This is a genomic window from Nocardia sp. (assembly GCF_025465275.1).
Taxonomy (GTDB): domain Bacteria; phylum Actinomycetota; class Actinomycetes; order Mycobacteriales; family Mycobacteriaceae; genus Nocardia.
In genome coordinates, this window is record NZ_JAODNK010000069.1 from 1 (window position 1) to 17,646 (window position 17,646).

17 protein-coding genes are annotated in these 17,646 nt (G+C 65.7%); 10 read left to right on the forward strand and 7 right to left on the reverse strand.

Translation table 11 applies throughout. The annotated features are described in order from the left end of the window. Nucleotides 1-22 precede the first annotated feature (22 nt). Together sigK and JWN03_RS15165 are read left to right on the forward strand one after the other, a co-directional pair. Nucleotides 23-679: an ECF RNA polymerase sigma factor SigK gene (sigK, locus tag JWN03_RS15160; RefSeq protein WP_297614891.1), complete on the forward strand. Its 657-nt coding sequence runs from the start codon at nucleotides 23-25 to the stop codon at nucleotides 677-679. Then, nucleotides 672-1,415, forward strand: a complete 744-nt coding sequence (locus JWN03_RS15165) for an anti-sigma factor (RefSeq protein ID WP_297614893.1) — start codon at nucleotides 672-674, stop codon at nucleotides 1,413-1,415. The genes sigK and JWN03_RS15165 overlap by 8 nt, the downstream gene beginning before the upstream one ends. Here the strand turns inward: JWN03_RS15165 and JWN03_RS15170 are convergent. Then, nucleotides 1,409-2,614, reverse strand: coding sequence for an NADH:flavin oxidoreductase (locus tag JWN03_RS15170; protein ID WP_297614895.1), 1,206 nt, complete (start codon nucleotides 2,612-2,614; stop codon nucleotides 1,409-1,411). The two genes, JWN03_RS15165 and JWN03_RS15170, sit on opposite strands and share 7 nt — an antisense overlap. Continuing rightward, a complete protein-coding gene (locus tag JWN03_RS15175) occupies nucleotides 2,611-3,189 on the reverse strand; it encodes a TetR/AcrR family transcriptional regulator (RefSeq protein WP_297614897.1) in 579 nt (192 codons plus the stop codon). The genes JWN03_RS15170 and JWN03_RS15175 overlap by 4 nt, the downstream gene beginning before the upstream one ends. A 111-nt stretch (nucleotides 3,190-3,300) precedes the next feature. Here JWN03_RS15175 and JWN03_RS15180 point away from each other — a divergent pair, with 111 nt between their 5' ends. From JWN03_RS15180 to JWN03_RS15210, 7 genes are all read left to right on the forward strand, one after another. Further along, complete coding sequence (locus tag JWN03_RS15180) at nucleotides 3,301-3,999, forward strand: class I SAM-dependent DNA methyltransferase (protein ID WP_297614898.1); 699 nt, start codon at nucleotides 3,301-3,303, stop codon at nucleotides 3,997-3,999. A gap of 174 nt (nucleotides 4,000-4,173) precedes the next feature. Then, complete coding sequence (locus JWN03_RS15185) at nucleotides 4,174-5,469, forward strand: MFS transporter (RefSeq protein ID WP_297614900.1); 1,296 nt, start codon at nucleotides 4,174-4,176, stop codon at nucleotides 5,467-5,469. Between the two features lie 98 nt (nucleotides 5,470-5,567). Beyond that, nucleotides 5,568-6,278: a GntR family transcriptional regulator gene (locus JWN03_RS15190; protein WP_297614902.1), complete on the forward strand. Its 711-nt coding sequence runs from the start codon at nucleotides 5,568-5,570 to the stop codon at nucleotides 6,276-6,278. Between the two features lie 137 nt (nucleotides 6,279-6,415). Next, entirely contained in the window at nucleotides 6,416-6,958 is a 543-nt protein-coding gene (locus JWN03_RS15195; protein WP_297614904.1) for a thiamine pyrophosphate-binding protein, read from the forward strand. A gap of 2 nt (nucleotides 6,959-6,960) precedes the next feature. Next, nucleotides 6,961-7,557, forward strand: a complete 597-nt coding sequence (locus tag JWN03_RS15200; RefSeq protein WP_297614906.1) for a thiamine pyrophosphate-dependent enzyme — start codon at nucleotides 6,961-6,963, stop codon at nucleotides 7,555-7,557. After that, complete coding sequence (locus JWN03_RS15205) at nucleotides 7,554-8,933, forward strand: aldehyde dehydrogenase family protein (protein ID WP_297614908.1); 1,380 nt, start codon at nucleotides 7,554-7,556, stop codon at nucleotides 8,931-8,933. Before JWN03_RS15200 ends, JWN03_RS15205 begins: the two co-directional genes overlap by 4 nt. Continuing rightward, nucleotides 8,930-10,063 carry a mandelate racemase/muconate lactonizing enzyme family protein gene (locus JWN03_RS15210; RefSeq protein WP_297614910.1) on the forward strand — a complete coding sequence of 378 codons (1,134 nt, stop codon included), beginning with the start codon at nucleotides 8,930-8,932 and terminating at the stop codon, nucleotides 10,061-10,063. Before JWN03_RS15205 ends, JWN03_RS15210 begins: the two co-directional genes overlap by 4 nt. A 69-nt stretch (nucleotides 10,064-10,132) precedes the next feature. Here the strand turns inward: JWN03_RS15210 and JWN03_RS15215 are convergent, their stop codons facing one another. The 5 genes from JWN03_RS15215 to JWN03_RS15235 form a co-directional block, all read right to left on the reverse strand. Continuing rightward, nucleotides 10,133-11,650, reverse strand: a complete 1,518-nt coding sequence (locus JWN03_RS15215; RefSeq protein ID WP_297614912.1) for an aldehyde dehydrogenase family protein — start codon at nucleotides 11,648-11,650, stop codon at nucleotides 10,133-10,135. Between the two features lie 108 nt (nucleotides 11,651-11,758). Beyond that, nucleotides 11,759-12,481: a response regulator transcription factor gene (locus JWN03_RS15220; protein ID WP_297614914.1), complete on the reverse strand. Its 723-nt coding sequence runs from the start codon at nucleotides 12,479-12,481 to the stop codon at nucleotides 11,759-11,761. A 39-nt stretch (nucleotides 12,482-12,520) separates the two neighbouring features. Next, nucleotides 12,521-14,017, reverse strand: coding sequence for a sensor histidine kinase (locus JWN03_RS15225; RefSeq protein ID WP_297614916.1), 1,497 nt, complete (start codon nucleotides 14,015-14,017; stop codon nucleotides 12,521-12,523). Nucleotides 14,018-14,163: 146 nt separating this feature from the next. Beyond that, entirely contained in the window at nucleotides 14,164-15,690 is a 1,527-nt protein-coding gene (locus tag JWN03_RS15230; RefSeq protein ID WP_297614918.1) for a sensor histidine kinase, read from the reverse strand. A gap of 47 nt (nucleotides 15,691-15,737) precedes the next feature. Beyond that, the gene (locus JWN03_RS15235) at nucleotides 15,738-16,742 is read right to left on the reverse strand and encodes a DUF5995 family protein (protein ID WP_297614972.1); all 1,005 of its coding nucleotides are present in this window, start codon (nucleotides 16,740-16,742) and stop codon (nucleotides 15,738-15,740) included. Between the two features lie 248 nt (nucleotides 16,743-16,990). Here JWN03_RS15235 and JWN03_RS15240 point away from each other — a divergent pair, with 248 nt between their 5' ends. Next, on the forward strand, nucleotides 16,991-17,614 hold the full coding sequence (locus JWN03_RS15240) for a TetR/AcrR family transcriptional regulator (protein ID WP_297614920.1): 624 nt from the start codon (nucleotides 16,991-16,993) through the stop codon (nucleotides 17,612-17,614). Nucleotides 17,615-17,646 lie beyond the last annotated feature (32 nt).

Sequence of the window (17,646 nt, forward strand, 5' to 3'; positions counted from 1 at the left end):
CGATCACACTAGGCTCGCACGAATGGCGGACCACCAGCGCTTCGAGTCGGTGCATACCGACGATGCCGAGCGCGAGTCGGGACCGGCCTGTCCGGTAACCAGACCCGCGGCCGGGCCGGACGTCGCATCACGGCTGGCCGAACTGCTCGCCGGTATCGCAGCGGGCGACCGTGACGCCTTCACCCAGTTCTATCGATCGACCCACGACCGTGTTTTCGGCTTGGCGCTACGCGTCCTGCGCCGGGAGAACGCGGCGGAGGAGATCACCCAGGAGGTCTACCTCTACGTCTGGAATGCCGCGGCGCAATACGACGAGCGGCTGGCGAGCCCGATCGGATGGTTGATGATGCTCACCCATCGGCGCGCCGTCGATCGTGTGCGGGTCGAAACCCGCTCCTACACACGCGATATCGCGTACGGCCATCGGGAGCTCGGCCGCGACCACGATGTCGTCGCGGAGGCGGTCGGTCAGCGCTCGGATGAGCGCGCCGTGGTCGATTGCCTCGGCACCCTGACCAACACCCAGCGCGAGACGCTCGCGCTCGCCTACTACGGCGGGCGCACCTACCCCCAGGTCGCCGAGCATCTCGGCATCCCCCTGTCGACCGTCAAGACGCGAATTCGCGACGGCCTCAAACGGCTGCAGAACTGTTTGACGGGAGCGGTGACCGATGTCTGAGAACCAGCACGCCGACCTGCTCGAGCTGGCAATTCCCTACGCCCTCGACGCGCTCGCGGACACCGAGCGCAAGGAGGTCGAGGAGCGGCTCAGTCGCGCCGACGACGAGGTCGCGGCCGAATTCCGGACCACGGTCCGGGATATCCGTGAGGCCATGGCATCCATGACGGTCGTCGATGCCCGGCCCGCACCGCCCGAACTCGAGGCGGCCCTGCAACGCGCGCTCGAACGGCAGATCGCCGAATCCGGTTCCGGTGCAACGCAGGTCACGCCCTTGCGGGCACGCCGGGCCGTGACACTGCGCTGGATCGCGGCCGCCGCCGCGGTGATCGTCGCGATCGCGCTCGGCACGACCATTGCCGTGCATCGCAGCGGCTCCACCGATTCCGGCGCGATCACCGCCTCGCAGGTGCTCACCCACTCCGATACCCGCGCCGCGACCGAAGCACTCACCGGCGGCGGTACCGTCACCGTCAATGCCTCACGCGAATTGGATGCCGCCACAGTATCTTTCGCGGCAGTTCCAGCGGCTCCGGCTGATCATACCTATCAGCTCTGGCTGCTGCCGCCGGGCGAGCAACCGAAGTCGGCCGGCATTGTCGCCAGTCTGCCGACCGATCGCGCTCCCATGCTCCTGCGGCTCGATCATGCTCAGGGCATCGCGCTCTCGGTCGAACCGGCGGGTGGCTCCGACCAGCCGACCACCACTCCCCTTGTCGCGGTGACAGTTCAGTAGCGGCGGTCGAGCGTGAGCTCGATCGGCTCGCGGGTCCGGTCCGGGCGGTAGATACAGCGAGTTCCGGTATAGATGGTGGGCATGCACTCATTGCAGTGCACGCACACCGATCGGGTGCTCTCATCGGATCGGATGCGGTGCAACAGGTTCGGTTCGCGCAGCAGGGCACGGCCCATGGCGACGAAGTCGAAGCCCTCCGCCATGGCGGTGCGCATGGTGTCCATATTCGTAATGCCGCCCAGCAGGATCAGCGGCATGGACAATTCCCGGCGGAACTGGCGAGCCCGCTCCAGCAGAAACGCCTCTCGGTACGGGTACTCCTTCAGAAAGGCACGACCGGCCACCTTGAAGCCCCAGCGGGCCGGGCCCGGAAGGGCATTCGCGAAGGAGCGCCGGGGCACATCGCCATGGAACAGCAGCATGGGATTGAGCAGTGAGCTGCCTGCGGTCAATTCCAGTGCGTCCAGCGCGCCGTCGGCCTCCAGCCAGGCGGCCACCTGGAGCGATTCCGGGACGGTGAGCCCGCCGCGGCGGCCGTCCTCCATATTGAGCTTGGCGGTCACCGCGATCTTGCCGCCGACGGCTTCCCTTACCGCACAGGCGATTTCCCGGGCCATACGGGCACGGTTGGCGGTCGAACCGCCGTATCGGTCCTTGCGCCGGTTGAGCAGCGGGCTCAGGAACGAGCTCACCAGATAGTTGTGCCCGAAGTGGATTTCCACCGCGTCGAATCCGGCCTCCACCGCCAGCCGTGCGGCGTTCGCGTGCGCGCCCACCAGTTCCTTGATCTCGTGCTCATCGGGAACTTTCATGGCACTCATGCTCAGCGGGCTGAACAGGGCGCTGGGCGCGAGCGCCGGCACCCGATTGGACGCCGCATTGGCCACCGGCCCGGCATGACCGATCTGCGCGCTGACCGCGGCACCCTCGGCGTGTACCGCATCGGTCAGCTTCCGCAGTCCCGCAACGGCTTCCGGGCGCATCCAGATCTGATGCCGATCGGTGCGACCACCCGGGGCCACGGCGCAGTAGGCCACCGTGGACATGCCCACGCCGCCGGCGGCGACCTCCCGGTGGAAGTCGATCAGCTCATCGGTCACCAGGGCATCGGGCGTGCGGCCTTCGAAGGTCGCGGCCTTGATCACCCTGTTGCGCAAGGTGACCGGCCCCAGTGTGGCCGGTGCGAATATCTCGTTCATGCTCGTTCTCCTACCGGCGCGGTCAGCCCGGCCACCACAAAATCCCGCAGTGTCGCCAGGGCCCGCTCGGATATTCCGTGCTCGTCGATCTCGGGGCTGCCGAAACGCATAATGATCAGGTCGAAGGCCAGGGACCACCGGCGGCGGCTCTCGCTGGCACTCAGCTCCGGCAGCAGCGCGGCCCAGGTGTCCATCCGGAACCACGGTCCCTGCCAGGACGTCAACTGCCTGCTGAGAACGAAGCGCGCAAGAAGCCGAACGTGCATGCGGCCCAAGGGATCCGCGACCAGCTCGACGAACGGCCCCAGAATCGCGTCGACCACCGCGGGCACCGAATCCCGGCCCGCGGTCGCGTCCGCCAATCCGCTGACCCACAGCGGACCCAGCCGATCCTCGATGAGCGCGCCGACCAAGGCTTCCTTCGACCCGAAGTGATAGTGCACCGCAGCCGGATTCGCCCCGGCCGCCGCGCAGATACCGCGTACCGATACCTCGTCGTACGGCTCGACCAACAGCATTCGCTCGGCGGCGGCGAGCAATCGCTCCCGGGTTCCCGCACCGACCTTCTCGACCATGTCAGCAGTGAATCACGTCTCAATCAGTATTTCAATCATTGATTGAAATACGGGACCAGCATCGGGAAAATGGCTGGCCGGGACCCTCGTTCGCACGCGATACTCCCCCGCATGCCGAGCTTCGCCGACTTCGATCGCCGTAATTACCGCACCGTCGATGTCCCCACCGGATACGACGGGTGGGCCGCCACCTACGAGCAGACCGTCATGGACGAAATGGATCTCGCACTGCTGGATCGGGTGCGACTGGGCTGGAGCGAGGTGCGCCGCACCGCCGACCTCGGGTGCGGCACCGGACGCACCGGAGCCTGGTTGCGTTCGCGGGGTGTCACGCATATCGACGGAGTGGATCTGAGCGCCGGCATGCTGGCGCGCGCCCGTACCCGCGGAGCGCACACGACACTCACCCAGGGCGATGTCCGTGACAGTGGATTGGCAAGCGGTGCATACGCTCTCGTCATCTCCTCGCTGATCGACGAGCACCTGCCCGACCTGACACCGTTCTATGCCGAGGCACGCCGGCTGGCCGTACCCGGCGCCACCTTCGTCCTGGTCAGCTATCACCCGCAGTTCATGATGGTGACCGGCATGCCCACCCACTACACCGCCGAATCCGGTGAGCCGCTGGCCATCAGCACCCACCTGCACCTGTTCAGCGAGCACGTCACGGCAGGCGTAGCTGCGGGCTGGCAACTCACCCAGGCCGCCGAGGCGCTGGTGGACGATGCCTGGCTTGCGGCGAAACCCAAATGGGCGGAGCTGCGCGGGCATCCGTTCACCATGGCCCTGGTGTGGACACTCCCCCGCTGAGCCGATGAATTTCCCCCTTGTGGTCCCCGTCACAGCGTGAGTAGCATGCTACTCACGCTATAGGGCATGCCACAACAATGGGTGGTGTGCCGTCTGGGTCCATGTGGAGGAAAAATGGACAATGTCGGTCCTCGGTCCGAGGATTTACTACTGCGGGCCAGTGCCCTGCGGAAGGTGACGGTACGACTGGTCCCACTGCTGATGGTCGGCTACATCGTCAGCTATATCGATCGCATCAATATCGGGTTCGCCAAGTTCGGAATGGACAAGGCCTTCGGGCTCAGCGCCACCCAGTACGGATTCGTCGCAGGCATCTTCTTCGTCGGGTACATCATGGCCGAGGTGCCCAGCAATATCGTCATGACCAAGGTCGGGGCGCGGATGTGGCTGAGCCGAATCCTGGTGACCTGGGGGCTGATCGCCGCGGCGACCGCCTTCGCACCGAACCTCGCGACGGTGTGCGTACTGCGGTTCCTGCTCGGGGTGGCGGAGGCCGGGTTCTTTCCCGGCATCATCGTCTATCTCAGCCGGTGGTACCCCAATTCCGAACGCACCCGGGTGATTTCGACGGTGATGGTGGCCATTCCGGTGGCGAGCGTGATCGGCGGTCCGCTCAACGGCTGGATTCTGGATACCTTCGACGGCACGCTCGGCCTGTCGGGGTGGCGCTGGGTCTTCGTGGTCGGCGGTGTGCCCGCGATCGTGCTGGGTGTGGTGTTCTTCTTCGCGCTCACCGAAACGCCCGCTGTGGCGCGCTGGCTGAGCGACGGCGAAAAGGCCGCGCTCGCCAGGATTCTGGAGGCCGAGGACGCGGAACGCGCCACCGCCGCGCCCGCCGGGCACCGCGCCGCACTGCGGGACAAGCGGGTGATCGCCTTGTGCGCGGCCTACTTCCTGCTCTTGTGCGGGGCGTATCCGCTCACCTACTGGATGCCGTCGGTGATCAAGCAGGCCGGACACGGGCTCAGTAGCTTTCAGGTGGGCTGGCTCTCGGCCGTACCGTTCCTGCTGGCCGCGATCTGTATGTACGTCACCGGCCGCAGGGTCCGGGGCGAGGGGTCGTCCCGGCCGGTACTGATCGCCCTCGCCGTATCGGTGGCCGCCTTCCTGCTGACGGCAGTCGAACTCCAGACGGCAGCAATCGCTTTCGCCGCCATCACGGTGGCCACCATGGCGGCTCAGACCGCGAAACCACTGTTCTGGTCGGTGCCGACCGGCTACCTCGCGGGAGTCGGTGCGGCCAGCGGCATTGCCCTGATCAATTCGCTCGGCAATGCGGCCGGATTTGTCAGCCCGTACGCCTTCGGCTGGATTCAGGACGCCTCACACGGTGACACCTCACTGTCGATGGGCGTCATGATCTTCGCCAATATCGCCGCTTTCGCGGTACTGGCCGGGCTCGCCGCCCGGGTGCGGCGGGCACCGGTGGTGGTGGCCGGGCCCGAACCCGCCTCCGGCGTGGGCACGTAGGCGTTCGCGCCGTCAACGATTAGGCTGGGCAATCGCCCGTGGCAACCTGCCGCGGGCGAATCGCCGTTGTTCGCCCCGGTTCCCCCTGAAGAGGTCTCGTGTCGCAGGATGTGCCAGCAGACAGCAAGTCCGAGCGAATCGCCGAAGATATTCGCGATGCGATCCGGCAGGGACGGCTGGAACGCGGCGTGCTCTATTCCTCCCGCGAGCTCGGCGAAATGTTCGGCGCCTCACGCACTCCCGTCCGCGAGGCGCTGTTGAAGCTGGCCGATCTGGGCCTGGTACGGATCGAGCGCAATCGCGGCGCGCGCGTGGTGGGCCAGGACGGGCGCGGCATAGTCGACCTGTGCAGCATGCGCATACTGCTGGAGCCGCCCGCCTGCCGCAGTGCCGCTGCGGTGATGACCAGTCGTGACGACACGGCCATGCTCGCCGAGTACCGAATCATGGAGCAGCTGGCCGACGGTGGCGCCGAGTACTTCGCCGCCGATGAGCGACTGCACGATCTGATTCTGCAGGCCAGCGGAAATCAGCGGCTGGTCAAGGCCGTTCGCGAACTGCGCCAGACGCTGAGCCTGGACGGGCGGCACAGCGTGCCGCAGTATCAGCCGGTCGAGGTGGCACTGCACGATCACAAGGAGATCCTCGACGCCCTCCTCGCCCGCGACGGGGTGGCGGCCGAGCGTGCCATGCGTCGGCATCTGGTGCGCTCCGGCGATCTGCTGGTCGCGCACAGCACCGGCAATGAGCGCGGCCTGGTCGCCGAATGGCGGCGCTGGGTGGCGGTTTCCGCGCTCGAAGGCGAATAGCTCACCCCTAGGCCACTCCCGTGTCACCTTTTTGAATCGTTGCTGGGAAACAGTTGCATGCTACTCATCATCATTAGTATGTTGCAGTGGTCTAGTGAACCATCACTCGGCAGTCAGGTCCGGTGAAAGGACATGCTGTGGACCCAACTTCGTATGCGGCGTCGATCGCCCGGGGCATCTGGTCGGCGGAGGTCGATCTGGTCGGATACGTCCCGTCCGTGAGCGTCGCGCCCGTCATCTCCGCCCTCGTGGAATCCAGCGGCGGTGCGGACGGCCGCTCGCGGACCGTCTTCCCGCTCTCCCGGGAGGAGGAAGCCGCCGGAGTACTCGGCGCGCTGCCGCTGACCGGGAAGCTCGGCGCGATCGTCATGCAGGACAACGGATTCGGCAATGCGCTGACCGCGCTCACCACGTTCAATATCGCCTATCATCTGCCGCTGTTGATCGTGGCCAATACCCGCGGCGGGCTCGGCGAATACAACTCGATGATCCATACCTTCAGCCAGTACGCGCCCGGACTGCTGCGCCAGCTGGGGCTGCCGGTCTTCGAAATCGACCGGCGCAGTTCGGCATCCGACTGGGAGGCGGTTGTGACCGAGGCGGGTGTGCACGCGCGCATGACCTTCCGGCCGGTCGTCGTGCTGACCCACTTCTGGAATACCGACGGAAAGGCGGCCTGACCGTGCTGCGTATCGAAGCGCTCCGGGTGATCGCCGACTGTACGGCCGAGGTGCCGGTGGTCGTCACCTGCGCGGCCTCCAGCCGGGAACTCGCCGCGGTGGCCGACCGGCCGAATCATCTGTATCTGCTCGATTCCATGGGGCTGGCCATCTCCGCCGCCACCGGAATCGCCCTGGGCATTGCGGAGACCCCGGTGCCGAAAGTGGTCGCCATCGAGGGTGACGGGTCGCTGCTCATGAACCCCAATGTGCTTCCCACCGGCGGATTTCTGCGCCCGGACAAGCTCGTGACGGTGCTGCTGGACAATGCCGTCTACGGCGCGACGGCGAACCTGCCGACCTATGCCGACACCATCGACCTCGGACTGGTCGCGGAGGCCACCGGGTGGACCGTGCACCGCGCCGCCGATCCCCTCGAACTGCGGGCCGCGCTCATCACCGCGCTGGAGCTACCTGGTCCAGTGCTGGTGCACACCCATATCGAAGTCGGCAATGCGACGAATGTGCCCAAGCTGCTGGAGGATCCAGTGATCATCGGCCGCCGGTTCCAGGACTGGCTCCGCGCTCGTATCACCGCCCCGGCGGAGGTGCTGTTGTGATCACCACCGCCGACCCCCGGAACGGAAAGACGCTCGCCACCTACCGGTTCAGCAGCGATCGCGAGGTGGGCCAGCTGCTGCGCCGGGCGCAGATAGCGGTCCGCAATCACGCCGATATCCCGGTCACCCAGCGTGTCATGGGTTTTCGCGCCCTCGCCGAGCTGATGCGCACGCGGCGTGCGGAACTCGCGCTGCTGATCACCACCGAAATGGGCAAGCCGATCACGCAGTCCCGCGCCGAGATCGACAAATGCGTTATGACCTGTGAGTACTACGCGGACCACATGCCGGAAATGCTTGCCCCGCAAAAGGTCGACGTATTGCCCGATGCCGGTACGGTCCGATTGCGGCCGCTGGGCGTCATTCTGGCGATCATGCCGTGGAATTACCCGTTCTGGCAGGTGATCCGGGCCATGCTGCCCGCTGTCGCGGTCGGCAATGCCATTGTGCTCAAACACGCCGACAATGTCACCGGCTGTGCGCGGGCGGTGCAGTCCATGTTCGACGAGGTGTTCGGGGCCGGAATCCTGAGCTGCGTCGTGCTGCCGACACACCGGGTTGCGCCGCTCATCGACGATCCGGCAATAGCGGGTGTCGCATTCACCGGCAGTAATCGCATCGGTGCGCTGGTCGCGGCGCGAGCCGGGCGCGCGGTGAAAAAGTCGGTGCTCGAGCTGGGCGGTTCCGATCCGCTCATCGTGCTGCGGGATGCCGATGTGCCCGCCGCCGCGGCCGCCGCGGTGCGCTCGCGCTACCTCAATGCCGGGCAGAGCTGTATTGCCGCCAAGCGAATCATTGTGGAGCGACGTGTCTTCCCGGAATTCGTCGAAGCCATGGTGAGCGGGCTCGACGAGCTGGTGTACGACGACCCGAGGTCGGCGAGTACCGAGATCGGGCCGATGGCGCGCGTCGATCTGCGCGATGAGCTGCGCCGGCAGTTCGAGGCGACCATCGCCGGCGGGGCACAGGTGTTGTTCGGCGGCAAGCCCGATGAACGGCCCGGGGCCTGGTTCCCGCCCACCCTGGTTCAGGTGCCCGATACCTCGGCTGTCGCCTTCCGCGAGGAGACCTTCGGGCCGCTGGGTGCGATCCTGCCCGTCGACTCACCGGCGGAGGCATTGGCCGCCGCCGGGACCTCCGTTTACGGACTGAGCTGCTCGATCTGGGGCAGCGACCACGGCGTCATCGACTATCTGGCCGATGGCATCGACGCCGGCTCGGTCTTCGTCAACCGAATCTCCGAATCCGATCCCCGCCTGCCCGTCGGCGGCGTCAAGGCCAGCGGCTACGGCCGCGAGCTCGGGCAGTACGGGCTCGCCGAATTCGCCAATATCCAAGCGGTCCGCACCGCCACGATCTCCAGGAGCAATCGATGACCATCGCCACTATTCGTACCCGCGCGGTAGGCGTCCCCGTCGACAAGCCGACCCGAATGTCCAATCGCGACTTGAATTTCCGGCACTATCTGCTGGTCGAGGTCACGACCACCGATGGCGCGACCGGAGTCGGGTACACCTATGCCGGGACCGGGTCGGGGCTGCTCGCCAAGTCCGCGGTCGATGATCTGCTGGCGCGGGTGTACATCGGCGACGACGCCAATGATGTAGTGGGACTGTGGGACCGGGCCTATCAGGAAACCCTGCTCGAAGGCCGCCGCGGCACCGTCCTGCGCGCGCTTTCGGCGATCGATATCGCGCTGTGGGATCTGCGCGCCAAACAGGCCGGACTGCCGCTGGTGAATCTGCTCGGCGGATCGACCACCGCACTGCCTGCCTACGCCTCCGGCGGGTACTACCGTCCGGACGACGGCGAGTGGACCGATGCGGTGGTGCGGGAGATCGAATTCAATGTCTCCCAAGGGTTCACCGATCACAAGATCAAGGTGGGCGGGCTGTCGGTGGCCGAGGACTCCCGCCGGGTCGCGGCCGCGATCGCAGCCATCGGAGATACCGGACGCCTGGCCCTGGATGCCAATAACGCCTATCGGTCGGTCCATGAAGCCCGCACTGCCATAGCGGCTTTCGAGCGCGCCGCGGGCGACACCCCGCTGTGGTGGTTCGAGGAGCCGCTGTCCCCGGAGGCAAACGCCGGCCATGCCGAATTGTCGCGCACCGTGCGCACCCCCATCGCCACCGGTGAAATCCATCAAACCCGCTGGGAATTCCGCCCTCTCATCGAATCCGGCATTCCCATCCTGCAATGCGATGCGGCCGTGGCCGGCGGCGTCACCGAATGGCTGCGCATCGCCCATACCGCCGACACCTTCGGCCTCCAGATGGCCCCGCACTGGCACCACAACCTGCACGCCCATCTGTGCGGCGCGGTCTCCAACACCCTGGTCGTCGAGTACTTCGCCTTGGAGAAGGGCATCTACAACTTCGAAACTCTACTCACCCCGGAAACCCGGCTCAGGTACGGCGGCAACCACATCTTCCTTCCCGAACGCCCCGGCCTGGGTATCGAATTCGATGAGGCGGTAGTGCGCAAATACGAACTCATGAGCTGACGTCTCGGCATGTGCCTCATCGGTGCCCGGCACAGCGGTTGATTCCGCAGCCGGGCAGCCGGTTTCGGGTTAGCGGCGTCCGGGACGCAGCAGTTTCCCTATGCGCAATTGTGTGCGGCGCAGCAGGAACATCTGCTCGATCTGCTTCTGCTTGGCGGGGCCGAACGGCGGGATGAAGGCTTCTATGCCGCCGGCGCCGCGGCCGAGGACAACCTTGCCGCGCGGATTGGAGAATTCGCGGAAGCCGTCGTGGCCGTGGTGGCGGCCATAGCCGCTATTGCCGCTGCCACCGAATCCGAGGGTGTGCAATCCGCCCTGCATGGCGCAGATATTCACACAGAATCCGCCGGATGCCGTGTCCTGCTCGAGTTTCCGGGCGAGGGCATCGTCGTTGGTGAAGACGTACAGGCCCAGCGGTCGTTCGCCGCGCTGGATCTGCGCCACCGCGTCGTCGAGGGAGTCGTAGGGGATGACGGGCAGCACCGGGCCGAAGATCTCCTCCTGCATCATCCGCAGTTTCGGATCGGGATCGATGACGAGCGAGACCGGCAGGCGGCGCGTGCCGGTATCGGTGCCGCCCTTCGCATCGAGCTGGATCACCTCGGCACCGGACGTGCGCGCCTCCTCCACCAGTGCCACTTGCCGTTCGAAGTGGCGCTCACTGATGATCCCGGTGGCATTGTCGCTGCCGGAGTAATCGCTCAGCTCACCGTCGAACGTCGCCTTCGCGATCCGCACAAAATCGTCGATTCGATTGCGCGGCACCAGAACATGGTCGACCGAAATGCACATCTGACCGCTCTTGACGAGTTTGATGCCGAGCACGCGGCGCAGGTGATCCGCGAGCGCCTGCTCGTCTCCGAAGATATCGTCGGCAAAAATGGTCGGGTTCTTGCCACCCAATTCGAGGGTGACAGGCGTCAGGTTCGCACCGGCGGCCTGTGCGACCAGGCGGCCGACTTCGGGATTGCCGGTGAAAAGCAGGTGATCCCAAGGAATTTCGGAGAAGGCCTGACCCAACTCGATGCCGCCGTTGACCACCGTGACGTGATCGGGGTCGAAGGTCTCGGCGACCATCTTCGCCACCAGCGCACCGCAGGCCGGCGTGAACTCCGACATCTTGATGATCACCCGGTTGCCCGCGGCGAGCATATCGGCGAGCGGACCCAGCGACAGATCGAACGGGAAGTTCCACGGCACAATGATTCCGGTGACACCCTTGGGCTGCCAAGCGACCGAGGCACTGCTGGTGCCGAACGCCAGCCGATCGATCGGACGCTTCTCGGCCCGCATCCAGCCCCTGAGGTGCTTGGCATTGGCGATCGCCCGGTTCGCGACACCGGCGATCTCGATGACGTCGGACGTCGCCGCCGGGTGCGCACCGAAATCAGTGGCCAGCGCCTCCTGGATTTGGCGGCGATGGGCGAACAGGGCGTCGGCCAGGGCGTACAGATGCGCCCTGCGCTCGCGCGCATCCGGGAACGGGTGTGCGAGATACGCGGTCCGGTGCGCGTCGTAGGACTTCTGCAGCTGAGCGATCGCCTCGGTATCCGGTACAGCGGTGGCATTCGGAGTGGCTGTGGACATTGAACTACCTCTGGTTCCGCTTGATTCGTGGCGGATGGCGTCGAACGAAGTCGGCCCATCAAGCGAAGCACGTCCGCGATCCTATGGCGGCGGAATGAGCAGGACCGCTTACGCGGTCGACAGGCGGAGTGAGTAGCCCACCCCTCGGACGGTGTGGATCAGGGGCGGGCCCTGGGCATCGATCTTGCGGCGTAGTTGGCTGACGAAGGTTTCGACTACTCGTTCGCCGCGTCCTTCCTCGGCTTCCCAGACGCGATCGAGGATTTGGCGTTTGCTGACGACCTTGCCGACATTCAGCATGAGGTAGCGCAGGAGGTTGAACTCGGTGGCCGACAGCCAGATCGATTCACCGGCACGCCGGACGACGTGGGCTTCGGAATCGAGTTCCAGGTCGGCGACGCGCAGATGGCCCGAGGCCTCGGCGTCGGAGACGCGGCTGCGACGCAGGATCGCCTGCAGCCGGAGCACCACCTCTTCGAGGCTGAACGGTTTGGTCACGTAGTCGTCACCACCGGCGGCGAGCCCGGCCAGGCGGTCGGCCACGGCATCACGGGCGGTCAGGAACAGCACCGGGATATCGCTGCCGCGATCACGTAGTCGCTGCGCCACGGTGAATCCGTCGATATCTGGCAGCATCACGTCGAGCACGATGATGTCCGGCCGATGTGTCGCGGCGGAGGCCAGGGCGCCGCGGCCGCTATCGGCGGAATGCACCTCGAATCCGCTCAAGCGCAGGGCGGAACCGAGCAGGTCCAGGATGAAGGGCTCATCGTCGACTACGAGGACGGAGGCCTCGCCCCGTGCGGATCGGTCGGTCACGAAACCCACCATAGGCACAATCCGGGCATAACGTGCGGCAACCTTGCCTGGTCACAGGGTGCGCGGCAGGCACACCGTGAAGGTGGCGCCCTCGCCCGGCACGGTATCGAGTGTCACCTGCCCGCCGTGCGCGACAACGAGCGCCTGCACAATGGACAAGCCGAGTCCGGTACCGCCGCTGGCGCGGGTCCGCGAGGCATCGGTGCGATAGAAGCGTTCGAACACCCGGGCCGCCGACTCCGGCGAGAGCCCCGGTCCGCCGTCGACGACGTCGACCCGGACCTCATCGGGAAAAGGAGTGAGCCGCACCGTGATCGGCGCCTGCACCGGAGTGTGGGTCAGCGCATTGCCGACCAGATTCGTCAGCACCTGACGCAATCGGGTCTCATCGCCGATCACCTGCAACGTGCCCTCACCCGGCAGCACCTCCAGGCGGATCGAACGGTCCGGCCCCTCGGGAGCGGGCTTCTGCCGGGCCGCGATGGCTTGCGCGTTGTGCACCGTATCGCCTGCAATCAGCAAGAGATCCACCGGTTTTCGCGCCAGGGGGCGATTCGCGTCGACCCGCGCCAGCATGAGCAGATCCTCGACCAGCAGACCCATCCGGGACGCCTCGTTCTCGATTCTGGTGAGCACACCCGCCGCATCGGTGCTGGCGCCCTGCCGATACAGCTCCGCGAAACCACGAATCGTGGTGAGCGGGGTCCGCAATTCGTGGCTGGCATCGGCAATGAAGCGGCGCATCTTGGCTTCCGAACGCCGCGCGGCCTCCTCCGACGCCTCGGTCGCCGCCACCCCGTGCTGAATCTGGGCCAGCATCTCGTTGAGCGACCGCGCCAGATGATCGACCTCGGTATCGACGCCCCGCACGGGCACGCGCCGATGCAGGTCACCTCCGGCAATGGCGGCGGCCGTCTCTTCCACCTGCCGCAGCGGCCGCAGGCTGCGGCGGACCACCAGATAGCCACCGATACCGAGCAGCAGCAAAGCCGTTGCGCCGGTAGCGAGTTCGAAGTAGATCAAGCCGGACACCGTTTGCAGGTTGTCCGCCAGCGATACCCCGATCGTGGTCGAGCCGTTCTTGTTGGTGACGGTCAGGACCCGCCATCTGGTTGTCGAACCGGCTGTCGAACCGACCGTGGCCGGGGTGCTTCCGGTGTAACCGTCCAGATCCGGCGTGGAACTGTCCCCGCCGGCCACCTGCGAATAGACCTGTCCGTCAGGACCTTTGCGCAGTTCGAAGTACCGGCGCGGCTGCTCACCCTCCAACCGCCCTGTATTCGGCGGCCGCTGGGCGTCGGCCGGCACCCACACGGTGTGACCGTCATCGGTCTGAATCTGTTTCATCGCCCGTGGCAGTGCCCAGCTGCGCGCGGCGTCGTACAACTGCTCATCGGTGCGCGACGTCAGCGATCGTGACAGCGCCGACGTCAATGCCACACCGGACACCATGAGGACCAGCGCGGCCAGCCCCACCATCGCGACCACCAGGCCGATTCGCAGCGGGACCGATGACACCCGCAGCCCTAGCGACTCCCGCAGCTTCACTTCCGGCTCGGCCGCAGTTCACGCGGCCCGCAGCCGAGAATTCGTACCTGCGGGATTCGGTTCCTCATACAGCCCATCGTTCCCGTACCAACCCTCTCCATACTTAAAGTGAGCTGGGGGTTTCCTGTGAACCATGCGGGAAGCCGTCAGGCGGGCCTGCCGGACGGGCCGGAGACGACGTCGCCGAGTGCGAAATGGACCCGGAAGACCGTCCCGCGCTCGCGCTCATCGAGCAGTTGGATCCGAGCGCCGTGAGCCGTGACGATGGCAGCCACGATTGCCAGACCCAATCCGGAACCACCTGCGCGGGAACGTGATTCATCAACTCGATAGAAGCGGTCGAAGATGTGGGGCGCCTTCTCCACCGGAATCCCCGGACCGTTGTCCCGCACTTCGATCACCGCGAATTCGCCGGAATCGGCAAGGCTGCCACCGGATTCCGCGAGTACGCCCGCACTCGTCGGCGCGGTCGTACGATCGACCGCGACATCGATCGCAGCGGTAGCCGGGGTGTGCGTGAGGCAATTGCCCACCAGATTGGTCAGCACCTGACGCAGTCGATACTCATCCGCTTCGATACGCACCGGGCCGTCCGGAAGATGCAGCCGGACAATGCGTTCGGGCTGGCGCGTGACGGCATCCTGCACCACATCACCGGCTACCGCCGACAGATCCACATCGGCGAGCACCAGCGGGCGCTCCTCGTCGAGCCGGGCCAGCAGCAGCAGATCGTCGACGAGCAGGCCCATGCGAACGGCCTCGCTCTCGATGCGGCCCATCATGCGCTCCAGCTCCGCAGGTGTTGTCGCACCCCCGTGGCGGTACAGCTCCGCATAACCGCGAATCGAGGTCAGTGGCGTCCGCAGCTCATGCGAAGCGTCCGCGACGAACAATCGCATCCGCTCCTCGGACTCCTCCAACCGGCGCAGCGTCGAGGACAACCGGGCCAGCATCACATTGAACGCCGTACCCAGCCGTCCCGTCTCGGTATGCGAATCAGTCTGTGCCACACGGCGATCGAGATCACCCGCGGCGATCGCCTGGGCGGTGTGCTCGATTCGCGTCAGCGGCATCAGACCCACGCGGACCATCCAGGCCGCGACAACTCCGAGCACCACGAGTACACCGATCCCACCCGCGAGCTCGATCGAGCGCAATTGCCGGCCAGTTGCGTGATAGGTGTCCAGCGACATCGCGACCGCGACGGTCCCGCCGCCCGGCTCGGACGGGCTCGACACCTGGACATTGGTGCGCACCCGCCACTGCACCGCCCCATCCACGTCCGGCACGGTGAACGGTTCACTCCCCCGCGCCCGAACCGATGCGGCATCCATCGCCGGCAGCGCGGGCGGTGCGACACCGTCACCGATCAACCCCGTCGAAGCTCCCGTTTTGTCGAAGAAGAAGACCCGGAACGGCGAGGGCAGATCGGCATCCGCCTCATCCGAGACATCCGGCGGCGGCGGTGGCGGGCGGTTCGACGAGGACATATCGATGGCTACCGCGTCGATCTGCGCATCGATGCGGGCCAGTTCGGACCGGCCGAGCAGACTCACACCGAGCACGCCGAACACGATCAGCCCGATAGCGGTCATCACCAGCATCGTCACCAGCAACCGAGCCTGCAGAGTCCATCGGCGCCGCAGCCGCGCCACAGCCGTGCGTCCGTTCACGAGTCAAACAATAGGCACAGGCATTGCCGGGACTTCCTGACAGCCGCTCAGGCGGCCGGGCAGTGCGACCTGTGCGGCCCGGGATCGGTTCGGGCGAACAGCCGCAGGATGACCTCGCCGAGAAGGTTGGAAAGGTTGTCGATCTGCTGCTCGATCGCCTGTTTCGCCTCGGGCGTCGGGGCGAGGAGCAACTGCTCGGCGCCGCGCCAGGCGTATTCGCGCCAGATCTGGATGGTCTGGCCGAAGGCGATCGCGGTGAGCGGCTCGGCGTCGTACGGCGCCCGCATTGCCGAGTCCGCGTCACCGTAGAGCACGGCGAGCTCCTCGACGGTGCCCTGTTCCGCCTCGGCGAGTAGCTCGTTGATCTTCTCGTGGTCCGGCTTGTACGAACTGCCGTCCGGTGCGGTGACACCCATTTCGGCAATCACGATCGGGAGATCGTGAGTGATGTGCGCATTGTAGGCGGCCGCCACATTGCCGAACACGGTCAGCGAATGGTCATCGGAAGCACGGAAATTCTGCTTCCACGACTCCGGCACCAGATCCGGCCGACCGTTCTTGTAGTAGTTGTCGATGGCATCGAAATAGTGGTGCGCGTAGGTGGTCGACCAATCGTTCACATGCAGCGGGTGGATGAACCCGCCTCGCGCTTGCGCGATTTCACGCTCGCCCTTGGTGGTGTGCAGATAGCTGAGGAGCAGCGGAGCATTGTCGTCACATTCGCGCTTCATCACCACGGCACGGGATTCCATATCGGCGATGGTGTCGTCGATGCAGCCATCGGATCCGCTCGGGCACACGCCGTGCGCCGGCGTATGTGGAATCGGTGCAGGTGGCAGCTGGTAGGTCCACGGTACGTAGGGTCCCCGATCAGGGAAGAGCTGCCGCGATATCTGAAGCAATGCCTGCGTCGGCGGCAGACCGGCGGCGCCGAGGACCAGGCGCGAACCGAGCGAATCATCGATCTGCGGTGGATCTGCCGATGCGGGAACACCGATAATCGTTCCTATCGCACACGCTACGGAAACAGCAAGCGCCGACGAAATACGCACTAATGCCAAGGCATTCTCCCGGTGAGGATGACAGAAATCGGATATACCGCACGGAAATAGAGCGCTACCAGAGGAATTCTCGATCAGAGCGCCCTCCGCCGGTGGAGCAGTCTACGACGCGATATCAGCGACAGGCTGCCATCCAGAGCAGTTCGGAGTGTCGTTCACGAAGTACTGCGCCCGAATCTGTGGGAACACGGCCCACCCGAATGATACGAAGCCGTATCGTCTCGCAATAGGGTAGGAGTATGGGCACCGCACCAGAAGGGGACCAGCCGACGACCGATGCGGCCGAACAGCGCGCCGGTCGCAAACGCGACCCACAGCGCGATCTCGACCTCATCAGAGCCGCTCAGGAATTGCTCGCCGAGGTCGGCTACGACAAGGTGACCATCGAAGCGGTCGCCGCCCGTATCGGAGCCGGTAAAGCCACGGTCTATCGACGCTGGAAAACCAAGTCCGACTTGGTGATCGATGCCATCCGGGCATTCGAATGGGATGTTGCCGCACCCGATACCGGCGCTCTGCGCAACGACCTCTTCGCACTCGCCGAGATATTCATGGCGCGAAATCCACTGCGGGACGGTGTCATGGCGGGCATGGCCACCGCAATGGCCAGGGACGCGACCATCCGGCACGCGGTCGATGAGGCCGTCGACCGCCCCCGACACGACGCCTTCGCCACCATTCTCGCCAATGCCCATGCGCGCGGCGAGATCTCACGCACCCAGGGCTGGGAGAACGTCAGAGACATCTTCCCCGCCATGATGTTCTATCGAGTCGCCATGCGCAACGGAACGGTCGACAAAGGATTCGTCCGCGACATTATCGACGACCTCACCATTCCGCTGCTGACCCGTATGCAGAACTGATCGCGGCAATCGATTTTCGATCGCCGCGATCC

What these genes read in the sequence shown, in the direction of transcription:
- JWN03_RS15240 (WP_297614920.1), top strand. Translation starts at nt 16,991, where the DNA reads ATGGGCACCGCACCAGAAGGGGACCAGCCGACGACCGATGCGGCCGAA.
- JWN03_RS15175 (WP_297614897.1), bottom strand. Translation starts at nt 3,189, where the DNA reads ATGGTCGAGAAGGTCGGTGCGGGAACCCGGGAGCGATTGCTCGCCGCC.
- JWN03_RS15165 (WP_297614893.1), top strand. Translation starts at nt 672, where the DNA reads ATGTCTGAGAACCAGCACGCCGACCTGCTCGAGCTGGCAATTCCCTAC.
- sigK (WP_297614891.1), top strand. Translation starts at nt 23, where the DNA reads ATGGCGGACCACCAGCGCTTCGAGTCGGTGCATACCGACGATGCCGAG.
- JWN03_RS15170 (WP_297614895.1), bottom strand. Translation starts at nt 2,614, where the DNA reads ATGAACGAGATATTCGCACCGGCCACACTGGGGCCGGTCACCTTGCGC.
- JWN03_RS15220 (WP_297614914.1), bottom strand. Translation starts at nt 12,481, where the DNA reads ATGGTGGGTTTCGTGACCGACCGATCCGCACGGGGCGAGGCCTCCGTC.
- JWN03_RS15180 (WP_297614898.1), top strand. Translation starts at nt 3,301, where the DNA reads ATGCCGAGCTTCGCCGACTTCGATCGCCGTAATTACCGCACCGTCGAT.
- JWN03_RS15215 (WP_297614912.1), bottom strand. Translation starts at nt 11,650, where the DNA reads ATGTCCACAGCCACTCCGAATGCCACCGCTGTACCGGATACCGAGGCG.
- JWN03_RS15210 (WP_297614910.1), top strand. Translation starts at nt 8,930, where the DNA reads ATGACCATCGCCACTATTCGTACCCGCGCGGTAGGCGTCCCCGTCGAC.